Raw genomic sequence first — 17,604 nt, forward strand, 5'->3', positions numbered from 1 at the left:
CTGCCGAACCGGTTGCCCGACCCACCCCCCGCCCCACTGCCCGTACCGCTCTCCGCTCCGCTCCCCGACACCGAGGTCACCGCCCCTCCATCACCATCAGCCGTTGCCCGCACACACACCGTGACCAGTGTCCCGATCAGGCCGTCCTCGCGCCTGTTCGCCACGGCCTTACGATGGGACGCATGACTGCAACGCCTGCCCGCCGTGTCCTGCTCGCCGCTCCCCGTGGCTACTGCGCGGGCGTGGACCGCGCCGTGATCGCCGTCGAGAAGGCCCTGGAGCAGTACGGGGCCCCGATCTACGTCCGCCACGAGATCGTGCACAACAAGTACGTCGTGCAGACCCTGGAGAAGAAGGGTGCGATCTTCGTGGACGTCACCGCGGAGGTGCCCGAGGGCTCCATCGTGATGTTCTCCGCGCACGGAGTCGCGCCCACCGTCCACGCGGAGGCCGCCGAGCGCAAGCTCGCCACCATCGACGCGACCTGCCCGCTGGTCACCAAGGTCCACAAGGAAGCCGTCCGGTACGCCAAGGAGGACTACGACATCCTCCTGATCGGCCACGAGGGCCACGAGGAGGTCATCGGCACCTCCGGCGAGGCCCCCGACCACATCCAGCTGGTCGACGGCCCCGAGGACGTGGCGAACGTCGAGGTCCGCGACGAGTCGAAGGTCGTCTGGCTCTCCCAGACCACCCTGTCCGTCGACGAGACGATGGAGACGGTCGACGCGCTCAAGTCGAAGTTCCCGAACCTCCTCTCGCCGCCCAGCGACGACATCTGCTACGCCACGCAGAACCGCCAGATCGCGGTGAAGAAGCTCGCCGAGGACGCCGAGCTGGTCATCGTGGTCGGCTCCAAGAACTCCTCGAACTCCATCCGGATGGTCGAGGTCGCCCTGGACGCGGGAGCCCCCGCCGCCCATCTGGTCGACTTCGCGAGCGAGATCGACGAGGCGTGGCTGGAGGGCGTGACCACGGTCGGCCTGACCTCCGGGGCGTCGGTTCCCGACGTTCTCGTCGACGGCGTCCTGGAATGGCTGGCGGAGCGGGGTTACGCGGACGTGGAGACGGTGAAGACGGCCGACGAGTCGATCACCTTCTCCCTGCCCAAGGAGCTCCGCCGCGACCTGCGCGCCGAGGCCGCCGCCCTTTCCGCCGAGTAGCCGCGCAAGGGGCCCGGCCTGCCCGTACCGTGGGTTCCATGGAGATCTTCGGCGTGGACATCGGCGGATCCGGGATCAAGGGCGCTCCCGTGGATCTGGACCGCGGAGACCTGGCGCAGGAGCGCCACAAAGTGCTGACACCGCACCCGGCCACGCCCGAGGGCGTGGCCGACGGCGTGGCGGAGGTGGTCGGCCACTTCGACTGGTCGGGCCCGGTCGGCATCACCTTCCCGGGGGTCGTCACGGACGGCATCACCCGCACCGCCGCCAATGTCGACAAGGGCTGGATCGACACGGACGCCCGCACGCTGCTGGGCGAGCGGATCGGTCAGCCCGTCACCATCCTGAACGACGCGGACGCGGCCGGGGTGGCGGAGATGACCTTCGGCGCGGGCAAGGGCCGTAAGGGCACGGTCATCCTGCTGACGTTCGGTACGGGCATCGGCAGCGCGGTCTTCACCGACGGCAAGCTCGTCCCCAACACCGAGCTGGGCCACCTGGAACTGCACGGCCACGACGCGGAGAAGCACGCCTCCACGAAGGCCAAGGAGGACGAGGACCTCAGCTGGCAGCACTGGGCGCACCGGGTCCAGAAGTACCTGCTGCACGTGGAGATGCTGTTCTCGCCGGAACTGTTCATCATCGGCGGCGGCGTGAGCCGCAAGGCGGAGAAGTTCCTGCCCCTCATCGAGAAGGTCCGCGCCGAGCTGGTCCCGGCGCAGCTGCAGAACAACGCGGGCATCGTGGGGGCGGCGATGGCGGCGGCGGGCTCGGCGCCGGGCAAGGGCTGAGCGGGGCCGTCAGGGCTGGGTGGACCAGGGCCGGCGGGGCCGCGAGGGCGGAGCAGGGCGGCAGGAGCAGGCCAGGCAGGTCGGCCCGGGGCGAGCCGGGCCGACGGACCTCAGGGCCGCTGAGGGCGGCGGGCCGCGGCTGCCGTGCCGGCCCCGGCCCGTACGGGCTTCGCGGCCGAGGACGAGGCGGGGGCGGCGGCTGCGGCTGCGGCCCGGGGGGCGCGCTCGTCGGCGGGGCCGCGCCCCTGGGCCAGGACGTACCGCCGCCGGGCCCGCATCAGGCGCACCTTGCGTACGGTGGCGATGAGGCCCGCGACGAGCGTTCCGCCGTACAGCCAGCCGGCGTGCACGGCGAGGGCGGTGACGAGGCCCATGACCTGCCCGCCGAAGCCCTCGGACCCGCCGGAGATCGGGAAGACCCCGACGGCGAAGGCGATCGGCACGCTGATCGGCGCGGTGACGAGGTCGGCGGGCCGGACCCAGAGGGCGGCGAGCGCGCTGACGGGCAGGAAGAGGAGCCCGTAGACGAGCTCCGAGCTGTCGAACAGCAGCCGGTCGACGCAGGCGAGCACGAACATGGTGAGCGAGGCGAACAGCCCGGCCCCGATCCCGGTGAGCCGGGGGTTGGGGAACCGCCGCAACGCGAGGACGACGGGCGGCACGCTCCGCACCCGTACCCGGTACACGGCTGAACCACCCGGCGCGGGCGGGGCGGGCGCGGCCTGCGGGGGCTGCCGGCGTTGCGGGGGACGTGTCCTGTGCTGCTCCACCTCCACAACGTAGGTCGCGGGGGGTGGGGAATCAGGCGTTGGACACGCGCTTTGGCCGACCTTGGGGTTGCGTTCGATGCCACACGGCCGAAAGCCGTCCCTGTTCGGGCCCGTGGGGCCGGCCCGTAGACTGGAGAATCGGTCCACTCCGGGCCCCGGCCGCCAACGGCCGAGCCGGCCCCGGGACGCCCTGCCCCCTGCCCCTCCCCGCCTCACTCCAGGAAGTCGCCAAAGTGTCGCTCACGATCGGAATCGTCGGTCTGCCAAATGTCGGCAAGTCGACCCTGTTCAACGCCCTGACCAAGAACGACGTGCTGGCGGCCAACTACCCGTTCGCCACGATCGAGCCGAACGTCGGCGTGGTCGGCGTCCCGGACCCGCGCCTGAACAAGCTCGCGGAGATCTTCAGCTCCCAGCGGCTCCTCCCGGCGACGGTGGACTTCGTCGACATCGCCGGCATCGTCCGAGGGGCTTCGGAGGGCGAGGGCCTGGGCAACAAGTTCCTGGCGAACATCCGCGAGTCCGACGCGATCTGCCAGGTCATCCGGGCCTTCAAGGACGAGAACGTCGTACACGTCGACGGCAAGGTCTCGCCGAAGGACGACATCGAGACGATCAACACCGAACTGATCCTCGCCGACCTCCAGTCCGTCGAGAAGGCCGTCCCGCGCCTGACGAAGGAGTCCCGCCTCCAGAAGGAGAAGGTCGCGGTCCTCGCCGCAGTCGAGGAGGCGAAGCAGATCCTGGAGACCGGCCAGACCCTGTTCGCCGCGGGCATCACGGCGAGCACGGAGAAGGGCAAGCTCCTCCACGAGCTGCACCTCCTCACCACCAAGCCGTTCCTGTACGTCTTCAACGTCGACGAGGACGAGCTGGTCGACGAGGACTTCAAGAACGAGCAGCGCGCCCTGGTCGCCCCCGCCGAGGCGATCTTCCTGAACGCCAAGATCGAGTCCGAGCTGATCGAGCTCGACGACGACGAGGCCCTCGAACTGCTCCAGTCCATGGGCCAGGAAGAGCCCGGCCTCGCCACCCTCGGCCGCGTCGGCTTCGAGACCCTGGGCCTCCAGACCTACCTCACGGCAGGCCCGAAGGAAGCCCGCGCCTGGACCATCAAGAAGGGCGCCACGGCCCCGGAGGCGGCCGGTGTCATCCACACCGACTTCCAGAAGGGCTTCATCAAGGCGGAGATCGTCTCCTTCGCCGACCTGGTGGAGACCGGCTCGGTCGCCGAGGCCCGCGCGAAGGGCAAGGCCCGCATGGAGGGCAAGGACTACGTCATGCAGGACGGGGACGTGGTGGAGTTCCGCTTCAACGTGTAGCGGGTGACTTCTCACCACGTTGTTGATCTGGCGAACATGCAGGTCAGGAGGGGCTCGACTCTTCGGGGTCGGGCCCCTTGCGTTTCCCGTGCCGGGATAGCTGACCCCTCGTCACCTGTCGTCAACCCTGGTCACCCGTGCCGTGCTGGGATGGTGCTGGGACGTGGATGTGGTGCCGGTGCTGGGTTCTGCTCTGGTTCGAGCTGTACTTCAAGAACGCGACTCTCGAGACCGAGACCGACCCGTACGTCGTCGTCCACTTGGCCAACAAGTGCGCCAGGACGCCCACGACACGATGGCTGACTACTTCTTCACCGACGGGCCGGCCATCAACGCGATCATCGTCGCCCTCGCGGATGCCTTCTACGAAGCAGCAGTCGATCAGCAGGCGGATTCGGCCTGAGTAAGCGCTGGGGGGTCAGACCTCCTTGATCTGTATGCGGTCCCCGCACAGTTTTGACCAGTCGTCGCGGTCCGAGGTCAGCACGAGCACGGGTGCCGGGGAGCGGAGCGCCATCGCGGCGACGAGGGCGTCGATGGCGTACTTGTGGCCGTGCGGGCCGCCGGCATCCCTCAGCAGCTGCACCGCGGTGAGACTGTCCGCCTGGGCAACTTCCTGGACCTGAAGGCGGGAGAGAAGCCAGCGCAGTCGGGCGGCGCCGGTCTTCCCGTAGACGGCCTCCACCACCGTCAGGGCCCACACGAGGACGGGCACGCCCGCGCGGCGAGCGGTCATTTCATCGGGGAGAAGCCGAGGATCGCGTGCATGCCGCGCAGTGCCCACTTCTCCGTCTCATCGTCGCCGTGGAGGAGCCGAGCCGGAGTGATGCCGGCGGCCAGGGACTCAAGGCCGTAGACGACCTGGGGTGCGTCCGTACCGGGCGGGAGGTCGCCGGCGGCGACGGCGACGTCGATGTCGCGGCGGAGGGAATCCCGCCAGCGGGCGCGGCCCTCGGCGATCCGGTCGTGGACGAGGCCGGTGCGGGCGTCGTAGTCGTAGGTGACCTGGGTGAGCAGGCAGCCCCCGGGGTAGCCGGGGTCGGCGGCGTAACGCACCCATGCGGCGCAGGCGGCCAACAGGCGTGGCAGCCCCGCGTCGAGGTGTCGCACTGGTTGCCAGACCTGGGTGCGGAAGTCCTCCATGACCAGGTCCACCGTTTCCAGTTGCAGCTTCTCCTTGCTGCGGAACTGGCCGATCACACCCGCCTTGCTCATCCCCAGCCGGTCCGCGAGCCGACCGATGGTGACACTGTCCAGGCCCTCCATGGATGCGAGTTCGGAGGCTGCACGGAGTACCGATCGCCGGGTTTCGAGTGCTGCCTGAGCCGATGCGCGTCCTGTCATGCCCGGAAGTTTAGCAAACGACCGTACGGCATTGACGTACGAACGATCGTACTCTTAAATCCTCGCCATGACGCTTTCCGGCTCCCCTTCCGCCCCTCCTGCCGTCTCCACCCGCCCGGCCTCCCTCGCGCTGTCGCTCGCCTGCGCGGGCACGTTCTTGAGCTTCCTCGATGCCACCGTGACCAACCTGGCGGTGCCGCTGATCGCCGTCGACTTCGAAGCCTCGCTGACCACCGTGTCGTGGGTCGCCACCGCCTACGTGATCCCCTTCGCCGCCCTGCTCGCGCCGGCTGGACCGCTGGCCGACGCGGTCGGCCGGGCCCGCCTGTTCCTGATCGGCGTCGCCGTCTTCACGGTGTCCTCGCTGCTGATCGCCCTCGCTCCGACCCTGCCCGTACTGCTCGGTGCCCGCGGACTCCAGGGCCTGGCGGCGGCGTTGCTGGTGCCCGCCTCGCTGGGCCTGGTCCTCGCGGAGGTCCCCGCCGAACGCAGACGCGCCGCGATCGGCATGTGGAGCGCGGCGGGCGCCTTGGCCGCTGCCGCGGGACCCGCCCTCGGCGGCGTCCTGGTCGAGGCGCTCGACTGGCGGGTGCTGTTCTGCCTCAACGTGCCGGTGGGCCTCTGGGTGCTGGTCGCCGGACGCAAGCTCGTGACGGGCGAGTCCCGCACCGGCCACGGGCCGGACCTCGCGGGCGGCCTGCTGCTCGCCCTCGGCGTCGGCTCGGCGGTCTACGGCCTGACGCAGGGCCCCGACCACGGCTGGTCCTCGGTACACGTCCTGGTCGCCGCCGGCGTCACTGTCCTCGCGGGCGTGGCGACCGTGCTGCGGGCGCTCCGGCATCAGCGGCCGGCGCTACGGCTCGACCTCTTCCGCAACCGGACGTTCGCCGTCGCGAGTGGCGTCTCCCTCGCGTACGGCACCGCGCTCTTCACCACGATGCTGCTCGGCGTGCTCTTCCTGACCGACGCCTGGGACTACTCCACGCTGGAGGCCGGCCTCGCCATGAGCCCGGCGGCACTCGTCACCGCCGTGGTCGGCATCGGAGTCGGCCGGCTCGCCGTCGCCCCGGCACCGCGCACGCTGGTGGCGGCGGGCTCGGCCCTGATCGCCGCCTCGACGGCCATCCTGGCTCTTCTGATCGACACCGAGCCGCATTTCTGGACGCTATGGCTCCCGACCGGAACGGTGATGGGAGTCGGCGTCGGCATGGCCACCGTCGGTATCTCCAGTGCTGCCGCCCTCTCCGCCCCGCCACAGCACTTCGCCGCCGCGACGGGCATGGTCATGGCAGCCCGCCAGGTCGGCGGCGCCCTCGGCATCGCAGCGACGGCCGTGATCATCGCGGAAGTCATGGGCGACGGCGCGGAACCGTACGCCGCCGTGTACTGGTTCGCCACGACCGTCAACCTGGCCGCCGCCGTCGGCGGTCTCGCTCTGCGCGTCACAGCCCCGCCCTTGTCCAAGCCCGCGGCCGCGGCCCACCCGGCCCCGGCCGTTGCCCGAACCCCCGAAGGAGACCAGCGATGAACTCAAAGCCGGGCCGTGTCCCCGTCCAGGGCCAGCCGGCCGACATCCTCGACCTCACCGCCGAGTTGTCCGACCCGTACTGCATGACCCCGGACGCCGCCGCCGGACTGCTCCGCGACCTCCCATGGAAGCGGCTGGCCGTGGTGGGCGACAGTGTCACCGCCGGAGTGATGGACCCCCTCCCCGGCTACCGCGACCGGTCCTTCGCCGACCGCTTCACCGACGCCCTTGCCGCCACCCGCCCCGGCTTCGCCGCGGTCAACCTGGCCACACCCCACCTCCTGCTCGACGAGATCCGTGACCGGCAACTCGCCGCTGCCCTGCAGTTTCAGCCGGACGTGGTGATGGTGAGTGCAGGCGGCAACGACGCCTTCCGCAGCTTCGACCCGGAGACACTGCGGGCCGAGCTGAGCGCGTTCCTCATGCCTCTCGCCGAGAGCGGCGCCTTCGTCGTCACCATCGGCCTGTTCGACGTCGCCCGTTCGGGCCTCGTCCCGCCGGAACACGCCGACGGCATGGCCCGCCGCTTCGACGAACTCGACCGCATCACCGCCGGCCTGGCACGCGCACTCGGTGGCATCCACGTCGACACCCACCACCATCCGCTGGCCGCCGACCCGGGCATCTATGCCGCCGACCGCATCCACGCCAACGCCCGCGGTCACGCGGTCGCCTTCGCCGCCATCGCGACCGCCCTGTCGAACCAGGCCCCGAACCGGGCGCCAGGCTGAACCTCCATCCGCCACCCGCGATGGGCCGCATACGCGGAGGCCCACCGCCGACCGTTGGCGAGCGCAAGAAGCGGCACATGAACGTCCATCCCGACCAGATCGCACCCTGGCGATGAGTTTTCCCGGGCGTTTGCCACCGACCACCCGCCCATCAAACGCTCCGAACCCGGTGGCCGGGGTCTGGACGACTACTTCACACGGGACTACGCCCGCAACATCGGCGCCGAGATCATGGGCCGCAACACGTTCGGGCGGCAGCGCGGGCCCTGGCAGGACCACGAGTGGCAGGGCTGGTGGGGTGACGAACCCCCGTTCCACACGCCGGTGTTCGTCATGACGCACCACAAGCGCCCGTCGTTCACGCTCTCCGGCAAGCGAAGATGCGGCGGGCCTCGTCGGGCTCGGCGCCGGCGCCCCAGCCGGTGCCGAAGTTCGCGGTGCCGAGCGCGTACTCGGACACGCGCAGTCCGGTCCGGTGGCCGAAGGACGTGTAACGCATGAGCTGTCCTTGCATGAGGGTGGGAAGGCGGTCGCGCCGGGGTGGAGGGGTGAGCGTCAGCCCGCGTTCGGCTGGGGTGCCGCGGACAGGCTCTGCTTGACGTACCGGCTGGTCTCGTCGGCGAGGATCTCGGGCAGGCCGGTCTCGATGCCGTAAAGGGCCCGGGCCGCGACGTCGGCGGCGGCGACCTTCTGATCGGCGGGCACACCGGCGGCCATGTCGGTGTCCATGTAGCCGACGTGCAGCGCCGAGACGGTGATCCCGCGCGGTGCCAGCTCCTCACGGGTCGCGTCGCTCAGCGCCCAGGCGGCGGCCTTGGACGCGGCGTAGGACCCGAGGCCGGCCGGGTGGAACCAGGACAGGGCGGACAGAACGTTGAGTACGCCGCCGCCGCCGTTGCCCTCGATGACGGGGGCGAAGGAGCGGGTCGCGGCGAGCGGGCCGAAGAAGTTGGTCTCCATCTCCCGGCGCACCTCAGCCAGGTCGCCTCCGATCAGCGACGCGCCGGTGGAGATGCCCGCGTTGTTGATCAGCAGTGTCGCGTCGGACGCCACGCGGGTGGCCTCCTGTATCGACGCCTCGTCCGTGACGTCCAGTCGCAGCGGGATGACACCCGGCACGTCGACCGTCTCGGGGCGTCGGGCCGCGCCGTACACCTTCGCGCCGCGCTCGACGAGCTGGGCCGCGAGGTGCCGTCCGAGGCCCCGGTTGGCGCCGGTGACGACCGCGACCGCGTTCTTCAGTTCCATGCCCGCTCCTGGTCTACGGCGGGTGCCGCCGGGGCACCCGCACGATTTAGATTATGTAGCCAATCTAAACACGGGTCTACGATAGATGCCAGTCGACATCCAAATGGGAGGGTGATCATGGGCCGCGTATCGCAGGCGCAGGCGGGGGAGAACCGCAGGCGGGTGGTGGACACCGCCTCGCGGCTGTTCCGGGAACAGGGGACTCAGGTGAGCGTCGCCGACCTGATGAAGGCGGCCGGCCTGACCCACGGCGCCTTCTACAAGCAGTTCGCTTCCAAGGAGGCGCTCGTCGGTGAGGCCGCCGCCCACGCCTTCGACGAGCTCGCCCGGGGGCGCACCGCAGGGCTCGCGCGGTATGAAGGGCAGCGCGACGCCGCCCAGCGGGCGCTGATCGACGCCTACCTCTCCGTCGAACACCGCGACGACCCGGCGGACGGCTGCCCGGTCGCCGCGCTCGCCACGGACATCGCACGCGAAGGCGGGGGCCGTGAGGCCCGTCGTGTCTACACCGAGGGGGTGGCCGAATTCGCCGACTTCCTCGGCGGTGACGACCAGGACGGCATCGTCCGCCTCTGCACCCTGTTCGGTGCGCTGGTCCTGTCCCGGGCCACCAAGGGATCCCCGCTCTCGGAGGAGATCCTTGCCGCCGCGCACGCAGCCTTGATCAGGGGCGTGGCGGTCGAGTAGGCGATGCGGGTGATCCAGCGAACACGGGGTCGAGCTGACGCTGTCCGCGGCACCTGGCCCTGTGCTCACTGTGGATCGTGCCGGATTGGTTCGGCGTCATCTGTGATGCGCAGGATCTGCTGTGCCGCCGACGCCCTTTCCGCGTCTGAAGCGACCGGTGCAGGGCAGGGGGAGCGGCCCTGACCGTACCGGCTGACCTGTCACCCCGTCGCTGATCCAGCGAACCAGGCCTCGCGCCGGGCCTGGTTCTGTAACGCACGGGGGGAATGACAGGGGCGCGGATCGCGCTGAACGGTTACCGTTCCCTCCCCAGCGGGCACCTTCCGCGCACGCTGGCCGGTTGCCGTCCGAGGAGTTGCCCGCCATGCCGCAGATCACCGTCGACTACTCCAGCACGCTCGACACGGCCTTCGACCGGCAGGCCTTCGCGCTGGCTCTGCACCCGCTCGTCGTCTCCATCGTCGACGCTCGCCTGGAGGCCTGCAAGACCCGCTTCCGCCGGGTCGAGGACTTCGCCGTCGGCGCCGAGACCGCAGGACGCGCCGTGCTGCACATCGAGATCGGCCTGCTCCACGGCCGTACCGACGCCAACAAGATCCGCCTCGCGGACGCCGTGCTCGCTTTGATCGCCGCGCACGTCAAGCCGGTCGACGGCGTCACCGTGCACTCCTCCGTCGAGATCCCCACCCTGGACGGGTCCTACCGAACGCGCTGAGCCCACGCGTTGCCTTCCGCACTGCTCCTCAGCCCACCGGACACCCGTGCCGCGCCGCCGAAGCGGTGGTGAACGCCGTCAGCAGCCTTTGGCCGTCCTCGCCGCGGACCGTCTTCCGGGCGTACTTTCCGGCGTCCTGCAGCGGCAGTTCCTCGAACTTGAAGTACGCAGGGCCCAGAGCGCCCTCGCACGGGTGCGACCGCATGAGCGCGCCCTTCACGCTGCCGGGGTAGCGCTTGTCGAGGTACATCTCCTGTCGGGCGGACGGGCCGTAGTACGCGGTCAGGCGGATGCTGTGGTTCTTGGCCGGGAGGTCCAGGGAGCACTCCTCGGTGAGGGCGCGGCCGGCCGGCATCTCCGAGGCTGTTGTGAGTCCCAGTCGGGCGATGTCCCGCGCGGTGACGACGTCTCGGCAGGTTCCCTTCGTCCGGACGACGGGCAGCTTCTGCCCTTCGGTGCGGTCCACTGTCGCGGGGCGCTTACCGAGAGGGCCCTCGCAGCCGAAGCGCTTCGCCGCGCGGCGTGCCGACTCGGTGGTGAAGCGGGCCAGGCCGCGGACCTGCTCGTCGGAGAGTTTCCTGATGTCCTCGGGTACGTCCGCCATGACGAGGAGGCCCTTGCCGGGCAACGGTGCGCAGTCGACGAGGACCGCGGCCGCGGGGTTGTATCCCGCGTCGAACGAGCCGTTCCAGCCGTAGCCGATCGGTGCTGCCGAGGTCTCCTCCGCCGCGCCGGAGGCGCGATGCGCCGCCGCCGGGCGGAGGGACAGTTCGAGCCGTACGCCACCGGAATCCTCGCCCCGGGCCCGTGCCGTGCAGTGTTCGGTCTCGTGGCCCATCCACTCCCCGGCGTGACCGCGGAATTCCAGCTCCGCGCCGCCGAGGAACTCCCCTGCCTCCTCGACCGCCAGGGACCCCCGGCACGTGTCGGCGGGGTCCGATTCCTCGTCCCAGGGGCCGAAGGCCCAGATCAGCCCGCCCGCGGTCAGCGCCAGGACGAGCGCCGGCACCGCCAACCCGGTCCGTCGTCGTCCGGTCATGGGGTTCCCTTCACGGAGGAGTCAGAGGGGCCGGAGGGCTCGGCCGGTGTTGCGCAGCCGTGCGCCTTCGCCGAGCGTTCGGCGAACGTCTTCAAGGTCGCGAGCGCGTACGTCCGATCCGCCTTTGTTCTCCTTGCCTCGTCGCGCGGTGCTGAGAGGGTGAAGAACGCGGGTGCCGCGTCGGCGGGGCAGTCGGCCGTGGTCCAGTACGCGCCGTTCCGCAGAACGCCCGACCGCTGCCCGGACTCGGCCGGATCGGGGGCCCCGGCCCGCTCGACGTAGTCGTGGAACGCGCCCTCCGCGTACGGGCCGTAATGCGCGGTGATCAGGTGCGTGATGCCCTCCCGCGTGTTGCCCAGGGCGCAGGTCTCGTACGGGGCGGTGCCCCGCTCGCTCTCCCAGGCCCGGGTCACGGTCTTCCCCCGGGCGGCGATCCCGGCGCAGGTGCCCTTGGCGTCCGCCGGGGTTACGTACTCGTCCTCGTTCACCGGGAGCGGCGCGGTTTTCAGCGGCTCGTCGAGTTCGGCGTCGCAGCCGTACCGGCGGGAGGCGTTGGCGGCCGTGTCGGTGGCGATGCCGGCCACCGCCGTACGGGCGGCCAGCAGGTGATCGGCGACGGGTACGTCGTAGTCGCTGTCCGCTTTCGACGGCAGCTCCACCGCGACCTGGAGCGTCCGGGACGGCGCCTTCCGGCCGCGCAGCCCACCGGGGCACTCCACCCGCAGCGAGGCGCTCACCTCACTGCCCTCGACCCGGTCGTCCGCACCCGTGCTGCCGGTCACGCCCGGGGGAAGCGGCAGCGGGAAGTCGGAGACGCGCGGGATTCCCTTCTCGGCCGCCTCGTCCTCCTGGACCTGCGCCCGGATCTGCGCCTCCGCCCGGATCCGGACCCGGTGCGTCGGCTCCCAGCGTCCCGCGCCCCAGGAAAGCGTGCAGTTCAGCAGGGCCCGGCTCTCCTGGCTGGGATCCAGCATCGTGCCGTACTCCTCCAGGACCCCGGCACGATCCGCCGGTACGAAGCCGCGCAACCGCTCACCGGGCAGCAGCCCCGCGCACGCCCGGTCCAGCTGACGCAGATTGTCGGAGCGCTGCTGGGCGCGATCGGCCGAGAACCACACGACGGTGCCGGCTACGACCATCGCCAGCACACCGCCCGCCAGCGCGTAGGGAAACCATGCGCGCCGCCCCCGTATCCACCGCATTCCGTTCCATTCCCCCGACGTTCCGGTGTGCCCCGGGCACGTGGGTCCGGGCCCGGTTCACGCGTCCCGATCGTAGATCGGGCGGGCCGGGCGGTTCCGGCCGGGGTCCGAAGGGGTACTACCTGAGTAGGTCCCCTTGGGGAGGCTGATTCGATGCCGTGGTTCGCATGGTTGCTCGCCGCCGCGGCGCTCGGCGCTGCGGAGTTCTTCACCCTGACGCTGGTCTTCGGGCTGCTGGCCGGCGCGGCCCTGGTCGCCGCCGTCGTGGCCGGTGTGGGCGTCGGCCTGCTCGGTCAGCTCGTGGCGCTCGGACTGGCGGCGGCAGCGGGCCTCGCCCTCGTCCGCCCCATCGCGATGCGGCAGCTCACCCAGGGGCCTCTGACCCGTGACGGCAGCGACGCGCTGATCGGCAAGCGCGCGGAGGTCGTGCAGGAGGTCACCGCGACCCATGGCCTGATCAAGCTCTCCGGTGAGGAGTGGACCGCCCGCGCTCTCGACGAAAGCCATGTGATCCCGGTGGGAGCGCTGGTGGACGTCATGGAGATCGAGGGTGCCACAGCCGTCGTCTATCCCCGTGAGCTCCTTCCATGACCGGTTGAAACACGTAGCGCTGAACACGTAGCGCCGGACCCCCGGCGCCGCGCCCGTAGCGAGCAGCGACGGAGGAAGAAGCATGGATCCGGTGGTCATACCGATTCTCGTGGCGGCGCTCGTCGTGGTCTTCCTCGTGGCGGCCACCGTGCGGATCGTTCCGCAGGCGCGCCGCTACAACATCGAGCGGTTCGGCCGGTACCGCCGGACCCTCCAGCCCGGCCTGAACTTCGTCCTGCCGGTGGCCGACCGGGTCAACACCAAGCTCGACGTGCGTGAGCAGGTGTATTCGTCCGACCCCAAACCGGTGATCACCGAGGACAACCTCGTGGTCAACATCGACACCGTGCTCTATTACCAGATCACCGACCCGCGGGCCGCGGCCTACGAGGTCGCCGACTATCTGCAGGCCATCGACCAGCTCACCGTGACCACCCTGAGGAACGTCATCGGCTCCATGGACCTGGAGGCGACGCTCACCTCGCGCGAGGAGATCAACGCCCGGCTCCGTGCCGTCCTCGACGACGCGACCGGGAAGTGGGGCATCCGGGTCAACCGGGTCGAGATCAAGGCCATCGACCCGCCGAACACCATCAAAGAGGCGATGGAGAAGCAGATGCGGGCCGAGCGTGACAAGCGCGCGGCCATCCTGCACGCCGAAGGTGAGCGGCAGGCCAAGATCCTCACCGCGGAGGGTACGAAGCAGAAGGACATCCTGGAGGCCCAGGGCACGCAGCAGGCCATGATCCTGCGGGCCGACGGTGAGTCGAAGGCCGTGGAGCTCGTCTTCCAGGCCGTCCACCGCAACAATGCCGACGCGAAGGTCCTGGCGTACAAGTACCTGGAGACGCTCCCGCATCTGGCGCAGAGCGACAACAACACCTTCTGGGTGATCCCGGGCGAGCTGACCGAGGCGATCCGCACCGTCACCACCGCGTTCGGCGACCAGTCGGCCGGGACGGGTCTGTCGGCCGCGGAGCGCGAGGACGCGGCCGCCGATGTCGCGGACAGCGACAAGGACGGCGTCGGGGCGCCGGAGATCGAGCCGAACTCGACCCTCGCGCTGGACGCCGTCGCCGCCGCCGACGAGGCCGCGAAGCAGGCGGCCGCCGCGGTGAGCGACGCGAAGGCCGAGGCGGAGGCGGCAGGAGAGACCCGGCTGCCGGGGCGGCGGTAGGCCACCGCGCCGGAGACCAACGGCACGAGCACAACGGCACGAAGCCCCGCGGGGTTTCGTGCCGTTGTGGTGAAGGCCGAGGCGGAGGCCGCGCGCCGCGTCACACCGCCAGCGGCACCGCGTGGATCTCGTCCGCCGTGTGGCCCGCGCGTTCGTGGATCCGCTGGACGGCGTCGGCGGAGGGGGCGGTGGACAGGCAGTAGACCGTGCCGGATTCCGGGTCCGCCCAGGCGCGTTCGAAGTGGACGCCCTCTTCCTTCTCGATCGCCGCGTCGGCCGCGTGCGCTTCCTTCAGCTCCGCCGACGTGATGCCCTTCATGCCCCGGTGGACATCCATGTACATGCCCATGACTCGTACACCTCCGGATGTTCGGTGTTCGGTTGTGTCCCCTCTTCCATGCTGCACCCGATGCCGAACAGGGGCGCGTCCTACCGCCCGTCCGCCTCCACCCGCAGATCCGCCACCCCCGCCGGCTTCTCCGGGTCCTGCGAGCGGACCGTGACCCGGACCTTCCTGGCCGTGTCGCCCGCCAGGAAAGGGCGCCAGAAGCGGCCGTCGAGGGAGGTCTCCAACGTGTGGGACGCGGGCGGTACGTCGCTCCAGCGCGGGGTCACCGCCGTGATCCGCAGCGGGCGCGGGCCCAGGTCCACCGTCAGGGAGCCCGTCGCGCCGTCGGGGGACCAGGACGTCGCCGGGCTCCCGTCCACCGCCGCCTCCGCGTACAGGCCCGGGGCCTCGGAGGTCGCCGTCACCGGACGGCAGCGCGCCGCGTCGGCCGTCGGGACCAGGTCCGGGCGGCGGGTGGGCAGGGTCAGGGTGGAGGTCAGGCGGCGCGGCCCCGCTGCCGTGTGGACGGTGAACGGGGTGCCCGAGGTCAGCCGGACCGTGGTCGTCCGGGGCCCGATCCCGACCTCGTACGCCGCGTCCCGGAACCGCAGGCCCTTCAGCGTGACGCCCTCGTGCAGCTGGGGCGGCAGCGTCGGGTCGAGCCGTACGCCGTCCTCGCGGAGCCGGAGCCCCGTCAGGCCGTGTGTGAACACCTGGAGGAAGCCGCCCTTGCCGGTCAGGAAGTCGTCGGCAGGGAAGCCGGACAGCGGGTCCTCCGAGCCCGCCTTGTCGCCGCGCGCCTCGGAGAACAGGTCGTACGGGCCCCGCAGATACGGCCGTACCGAGCGCTGCATGTACGTGTACGCCGAGCAGCCCGGCTCCCCGATCGCCGCCGCGTCGATCGCGTGCACGGAGTCCGTCATCGCCGGGCCGTCCGGGTCGGTACGGGCCGCGTAGTAGTCCAGGGTGGCCGCCGCCGCGCCCGGCTCCATCGGCCACTCCAGGGGGTAGGTCAGCAGGACCGTGTCCGCCTGCTTGATCGTGGAGCCGTTGTAGCCCGCGTACTGGAGGAAGACCTTCTTCTCCGCGTCGTACGGGATACGGAGACGGTCCGCGACCCGGTTCCAGCCGGCGGGCGGGTTCTGGCCGAGGAGGCGGGCGGCGCGGGTCGCGTTGCGCAGGGCGGTGGCGGCGACCGCGTTGGTGAACACGCCGTCGTCGACGCCGTTGCTGTACTCGTCGGGCCCCGCCACGTCGTTGACGGAGTAGCTGCCGTCCGGGTTCGCCGTGGCGCGCGACTGCCAGAAGTCGGCGATGCCCTTCAGGAGCGGCCAGCCGCGGGCCGCCAGCCAGTCGCGGTCGCCGGTGGCGAGGTAGTACTGCCAGACGGCCAGCGACACATCGCCCTGGAGGTGATTCTGGGTCAGGCAGTGCGGCGGGTCCACGCTGTGGCACTCGGAGTTCAGCCGGCCGCGGCTCGCGCTCGTCCAGGGGTAGAACAGGCCGTCGTGGCCCAGCTCCTCGGCGTTCGCCCGGGCCGCGCCACGGGTGCGGTAGCGGTACTCGACGACGGAGCGCGCCAGTTCCGGGCGGGTGGCGAGCAGCCCCGGGAACATCCACGTCTCGGCGTCCCAGAACACCAGGCCCGCGTAGTTGTCACTGGTCAGACCGGCCGGGGCGATGCTGTCCGAGGAGCCACGCCGGGTGTTCGCCAGCAGCCCGTACTGGGCGGAGCGCAGCCAGCCCTGCAGCTCGCGGTCGCCGGGGACCAGGACGTCGGCGGACCACGCCTCGCGCCAGGCCGCCTCGTTCGCCGCGAACACCCGGGCCCAGCCGCGCCGCGCCGCCCGCTGCGCCGCCTCGCGGGCGTCCTCGGCGGGAGCGGCGGAGGTGAGGGCGGTGTCGACGCCGACGTACTTCTCGAAGGTGTACGTCCGGCCCTCGCGGACCGGGGTGGCGCGGGGGGAAGCGCCGGGGTGCAGGGTCTCGACGACGCCCGAGCCGCGCCGCATCGCCTGCGCGATCGCCCCCTCGACGTTCGTGCCGAGCGTGCGGAACGTGCCGTTCTCGCGGAGCGTGATCCGGCGCGCGCCCCGCTCGTCGAGCCGGCCGGTGACGGTCGTGTCGCCGCTCCAGCGCGGGGTCATCCGCAGGCGTACGGCACCGGTGTGGACGTCGGATCGGTCGGCCAGGACGTCGTAGGTGAGGTCGGTCGCGCGGCCGTCCGCGGTCGTCCACCGCAGGGAGGTGCGCACGAGGCCGCAGGAGAGGAAGACGGTCTGCCGGTAGTGCGAGATCCGGCCCGCCGGGGTGGCTTCGCCCAGGGTCTCCCCGCCGACGCGGAGGTCGATCCCGGTCCAGCTGGGCAGCGCGGCGACCGCCTCCCGCCCCTCGGTGACGGCCTTGTCCGCCGCGTACAGCCCGGAGACGAACGCGCCGTCGTAGCGGGGGGTGTAGAGCGGCCACCCGGTCTTCTCCCCGGTGGCCGCGTGCCCGGCGCCGGTGGCCGGGACCCGGTGGCCGAGATAGCCGTTGCCGATGTACGGGTCGTAGCCGTCGGCCTCCCCGAAGCGGGTGGAGGAGGGCGCCCAGGCGCGGTCGGAGGTGTTCCCGCAGGCGGGGGGACGGCCGTCGGAGCCGGGCCCGGGGGAGTCGGACGGGCGGCCCTGGCCGGGCGTCGGTACGGGCTCGGGCCCGGCGGCCACGGCGACCGGCGGCAGCGGGGTGATCAGGGCGGCGACGACCAGGGGCGCGAGGGCGAGGGAGGAGAGGCGGGGGAGGCTCACGGTACGAAGGTAGGGAGACGGCGGCGCGGTCGGCGGCCACGGCACGCACAGCCCCCGCACGGGGCGCCCGCCTGCCCGCCGGATGGAGCAGATCCGGCCACGGGGGAGGGCCTTGAGCTCCATCGGGGACGCCCCTACCCCGCCATCCCCGTCTTCAGCCCCGCCCCGCACAGCGGCACCAC

18 protein-coding genes and 1 pseudogene are annotated in these 17,604 nt (G+C 71.3%); 10 read left to right on the forward strand and 9 right to left on the reverse strand.

Annotated features, from left to right (window positions below):
* Positions 1-173: 173 nt before the first annotated feature.
* The gene (locus D3105_RS22690; RefSeq protein WP_073764331.1) at positions 174-1,163 is read left to right on the forward strand and encodes a 4-hydroxy-3-methylbut-2-enyl diphosphate reductase; all 990 of its coding nucleotides are present in this window, start codon (positions 174-176) and stop codon (positions 1,161-1,163) included.
* 38 nt (positions 1,164-1,201) lie between these two features.
* On the forward strand, positions 1,202-1,954 hold the full coding sequence (gene ppgK / locus D3105_RS22695) for a polyphosphate--glucose phosphotransferase (protein WP_118904906.1): 753 nt from the start codon (positions 1,202-1,204) through the stop codon (positions 1,952-1,954).
* A 110-nt stretch (positions 1,955-2,064) separates the two neighbouring features.
* On the opposite strand, the gene D3105_RS22700 is transcribed toward ppgK, so the two are convergent.
* On the reverse strand, positions 2,065-2,640 hold the full coding sequence (locus D3105_RS22700) for a DUF6542 domain-containing protein (protein WP_118904907.1): 576 nt from the start codon (positions 2,638-2,640) through the stop codon (positions 2,065-2,067).
* 317 nt (positions 2,641-2,957) lie between these two features.
* Here D3105_RS22700 and ychF point away from each other — a divergent pair, with 317 nt between their 5' ends.
* Positions 2,958-4,046, forward strand: a complete 1,089-nt coding sequence (gene ychF, locus D3105_RS22705; RefSeq protein WP_118904908.1) for a redox-regulated ATPase YchF — start codon at positions 2,958-2,960, stop codon at positions 4,044-4,046.
* A gap of 418 nt (positions 4,047-4,464) precedes the next feature.
* Here ychF and D3105_RS22710 read toward each other — a convergent pair whose 3' ends face one another.
* Together D3105_RS22710 and D3105_RS22715 are read right to left on the reverse strand one after the other, a co-directional pair.
* The gene (locus tag D3105_RS22710; RefSeq protein WP_240646996.1) at positions 4,465-4,782 is read right to left on the reverse strand and encodes a DNA-binding protein; all 318 of its coding nucleotides are present in this window, start codon (positions 4,780-4,782) and stop codon (positions 4,465-4,467) included.
* Positions 4,779-5,390 carry a TetR/AcrR family transcriptional regulator gene (locus tag D3105_RS22715; RefSeq protein ID WP_118904909.1) on the reverse strand — a complete coding sequence of 204 codons (612 nt, stop codon included), beginning with the start codon at positions 5,388-5,390 and terminating at the stop codon, positions 4,779-4,781. The genes D3105_RS22710 and D3105_RS22715 overlap by 4 nt, the downstream gene beginning before the upstream one ends.
* Positions 5,391-5,457: 67 nt before the next feature.
* Between D3105_RS22715 and D3105_RS22720 the strand changes: the two genes are divergently transcribed.
* The 3 genes and pseudogenes from D3105_RS22720 to D3105_RS22730 all read left to right on the forward strand — a co-directional run.
* On the forward strand, positions 5,458-6,918 hold the full coding sequence (locus D3105_RS22720; protein WP_118904910.1) for a DHA2 family efflux MFS transporter permease subunit: 1,461 nt from the start codon (positions 5,458-5,460) through the stop codon (positions 6,916-6,918).
* Positions 6,915-7,649: an SGNH/GDSL hydrolase family protein gene (locus D3105_RS22725; RefSeq protein ID WP_118904911.1), complete on the forward strand. Its 735-nt coding sequence runs from the start codon at positions 6,915-6,917 to the stop codon at positions 7,647-7,649. Before D3105_RS22720 ends, D3105_RS22725 begins: the two co-directional genes overlap by 4 nt.
* A 105-nt stretch (positions 7,650-7,754) precedes the next feature.
* Positions 7,755-8,018, forward strand: a pseudogene (locus D3105_RS22730) (dihydrofolate reductase family protein); the annotation flags it as partial.
* On the opposite strand, the gene D3105_RS22735 reads toward D3105_RS22730, so the two are convergent.
* Positions 8,008-8,148, reverse strand: coding sequence for a hypothetical protein (locus tag D3105_RS22735; protein ID WP_425315751.1), 141 nt, complete (start codon positions 8,146-8,148; stop codon positions 8,008-8,010). The pseudogene D3105_RS22730 and the gene D3105_RS22735 overlap by 11 nt on opposite strands.
* Before the next feature lie 56 nt (positions 8,149-8,204).
* The gene (locus D3105_RS22740) at positions 8,205-8,897 is read right to left on the reverse strand and encodes an SDR family oxidoreductase (protein WP_118904912.1); all 693 of its coding nucleotides are present in this window, start codon (positions 8,895-8,897) and stop codon (positions 8,205-8,207) included.
* A 117-nt stretch (positions 8,898-9,014) separates the two neighbouring features.
* Between D3105_RS22740 and D3105_RS22745 the strand changes: the two genes are divergently transcribed.
* Both D3105_RS22745 and D3105_RS22750 read left to right on the forward strand, forming a co-directional pair.
* Positions 9,015-9,584: a TetR/AcrR family transcriptional regulator gene (locus D3105_RS22745; RefSeq protein ID WP_118904913.1), complete on the forward strand. Its 570-nt coding sequence runs from the start codon at positions 9,015-9,017 to the stop codon at positions 9,582-9,584.
* Positions 9,585-9,948: 364 nt separating this feature from the next.
* Positions 9,949-10,299 carry a 5-carboxymethyl-2-hydroxymuconate Delta-isomerase gene (locus D3105_RS22750; protein WP_118904914.1) on the forward strand — a complete coding sequence of 117 codons (351 nt, stop codon included), beginning with the start codon at positions 9,949-9,951 and terminating at the stop codon, positions 10,297-10,299.
* A gap of 28 nt (positions 10,300-10,327) precedes the next feature.
* Here D3105_RS22750 and D3105_RS22755 read toward each other — a convergent pair whose 3' ends face one another.
* Together D3105_RS22755 and D3105_RS22760 are read right to left on the reverse strand one after the other, a co-directional pair.
* Positions 10,328-11,338 (reverse strand): hypothetical protein, encoded by a 1,011-nt coding sequence (locus D3105_RS22755; RefSeq protein WP_118904915.1) that lies wholly within the window; start codon positions 11,336-11,338, stop codon positions 10,328-10,330.
* Positions 11,335-12,540, reverse strand: coding sequence for a hypothetical protein (locus tag D3105_RS22760; RefSeq protein ID WP_118904916.1), 1,206 nt, complete (start codon positions 12,538-12,540; stop codon positions 11,335-11,337). Before D3105_RS22760 ends, D3105_RS22755 begins: the two co-directional genes overlap by 4 nt.
* Before the next feature lie 153 nt (positions 12,541-12,693).
* Here D3105_RS22760 and D3105_RS22765 point away from each other — a divergent pair, with 153 nt between their 5' ends.
* Positions 12,694-13,131, forward strand: coding sequence for an NfeD family protein (locus D3105_RS22765; RefSeq protein WP_118904917.1), 438 nt, complete (start codon positions 12,694-12,696; stop codon positions 13,129-13,131).
* 82 nt (positions 13,132-13,213) lie between these two features.
* On the forward strand, positions 13,214-14,308 hold the full coding sequence (locus D3105_RS22770; protein WP_118904918.1) for an SPFH domain-containing protein: 1,095 nt from the start codon (positions 13,214-13,216) through the stop codon (positions 14,306-14,308).
* A gap of 100 nt (positions 14,309-14,408) precedes the next feature.
* On the opposite strand, the gene D3105_RS22775 is transcribed toward D3105_RS22770, so the two are convergent.
* Positions 14,409-14,657, reverse strand: coding sequence for an SCO4226 family nickel-binding protein (locus D3105_RS22775; RefSeq protein ID WP_118904919.1), 249 nt, complete (start codon positions 14,655-14,657; stop codon positions 14,409-14,411).
* An 80-nt stretch (positions 14,658-14,737) separates the two neighbouring features.
* Complete coding sequence (locus D3105_RS22780; RefSeq protein ID WP_118904920.1) at positions 14,738-17,422, reverse strand: discoidin domain-containing protein; 2,685 nt, start codon at positions 17,420-17,422, stop codon at positions 14,738-14,740.
* Positions 17,423-17,604 lie beyond the last annotated feature (182 nt).

Origin of the sequence: Streptomyces globisporus, assembly GCF_003501885.1 — a bacterium.
GTDB classification, from domain to species: domain Bacteria; phylum Actinomycetota; class Actinomycetes; order Streptomycetales; family Streptomycetaceae; genus Streptomyces; species Streptomyces globisporus_D.

Bases quoted from the DNA above. Each gene is read 5' to 3' on its own strand.
- D3105_RS22690 (WP_073764331.1), top strand. From the start codon at position 174: ATGGGACGCATGACTGCAACGCCTGCCCGCCGTGTCCTGCTCGCCGCT.
- ppgK (WP_118904906.1), top strand. From the start codon at position 1,202: ATGGAGATCTTCGGCGTGGACATCGGCGGATCCGGGATCAAGGGCGCT.
- D3105_RS22710 (WP_240646996.1), bottom strand. From the start codon at position 4,782: ATGACCGCTCGCCGCGCGGGCGTGCCCGTCCTCGTGTGGGCCCTGACG.
- D3105_RS22715 (WP_118904909.1), bottom strand. From the start codon at position 5,390: ATGACAGGACGCGCATCGGCTCAGGCAGCACTCGAAACCCGGCGATCG.
- D3105_RS22720 (WP_118904910.1), top strand. From the start codon at position 5,458: ATGACGCTTTCCGGCTCCCCTTCCGCCCCTCCTGCCGTCTCCACCCGC.
- D3105_RS22725 (WP_118904911.1), top strand. From the start codon at position 6,915: ATGAACTCAAAGCCGGGCCGTGTCCCCGTCCAGGGCCAGCCGGCCGAC.
- D3105_RS22735 (WP_425315751.1), bottom strand. From the start codon at position 8,148: ATGCGTTACACGTCCTTCGGCCACCGGACCGGACTGCGCGTGTCCGAG.
- D3105_RS22740 (WP_118904912.1), bottom strand. From the start codon at position 8,897: ATGGAACTGAAGAACGCGGTCGCGGTCGTCACCGGCGCCAACCGGGGC.
- D3105_RS22745 (WP_118904913.1), top strand. From the start codon at position 9,015: ATGGGCCGCGTATCGCAGGCGCAGGCGGGGGAGAACCGCAGGCGGGTG.
- D3105_RS22750 (WP_118904914.1), top strand. From the start codon at position 9,949: ATGCCGCAGATCACCGTCGACTACTCCAGCACGCTCGACACGGCCTTC.
- D3105_RS22755 (WP_118904915.1), bottom strand. From the start codon at position 11,338: ATGACCGGACGACGACGGACCGGGTTGGCGGTGCCGGCGCTCGTCCTG.
- D3105_RS22760 (WP_118904916.1), bottom strand. From the start codon at position 12,540: ATGCGGTGGATACGGGGGCGGCGCGCATGGTTTCCCTACGCGCTGGCG.
- D3105_RS22765 (WP_118904917.1), top strand. From the start codon at position 12,694: ATGCCGTGGTTCGCATGGTTGCTCGCCGCCGCGGCGCTCGGCGCTGCG.
- D3105_RS22770 (WP_118904918.1), top strand. From the start codon at position 13,214: ATGGATCCGGTGGTCATACCGATTCTCGTGGCGGCGCTCGTCGTGGTC.
- D3105_RS22775 (WP_118904919.1), bottom strand. From the start codon at position 14,657: ATGGGCATGTACATGGATGTCCACCGGGGCATGAAGGGCATCACGTCG.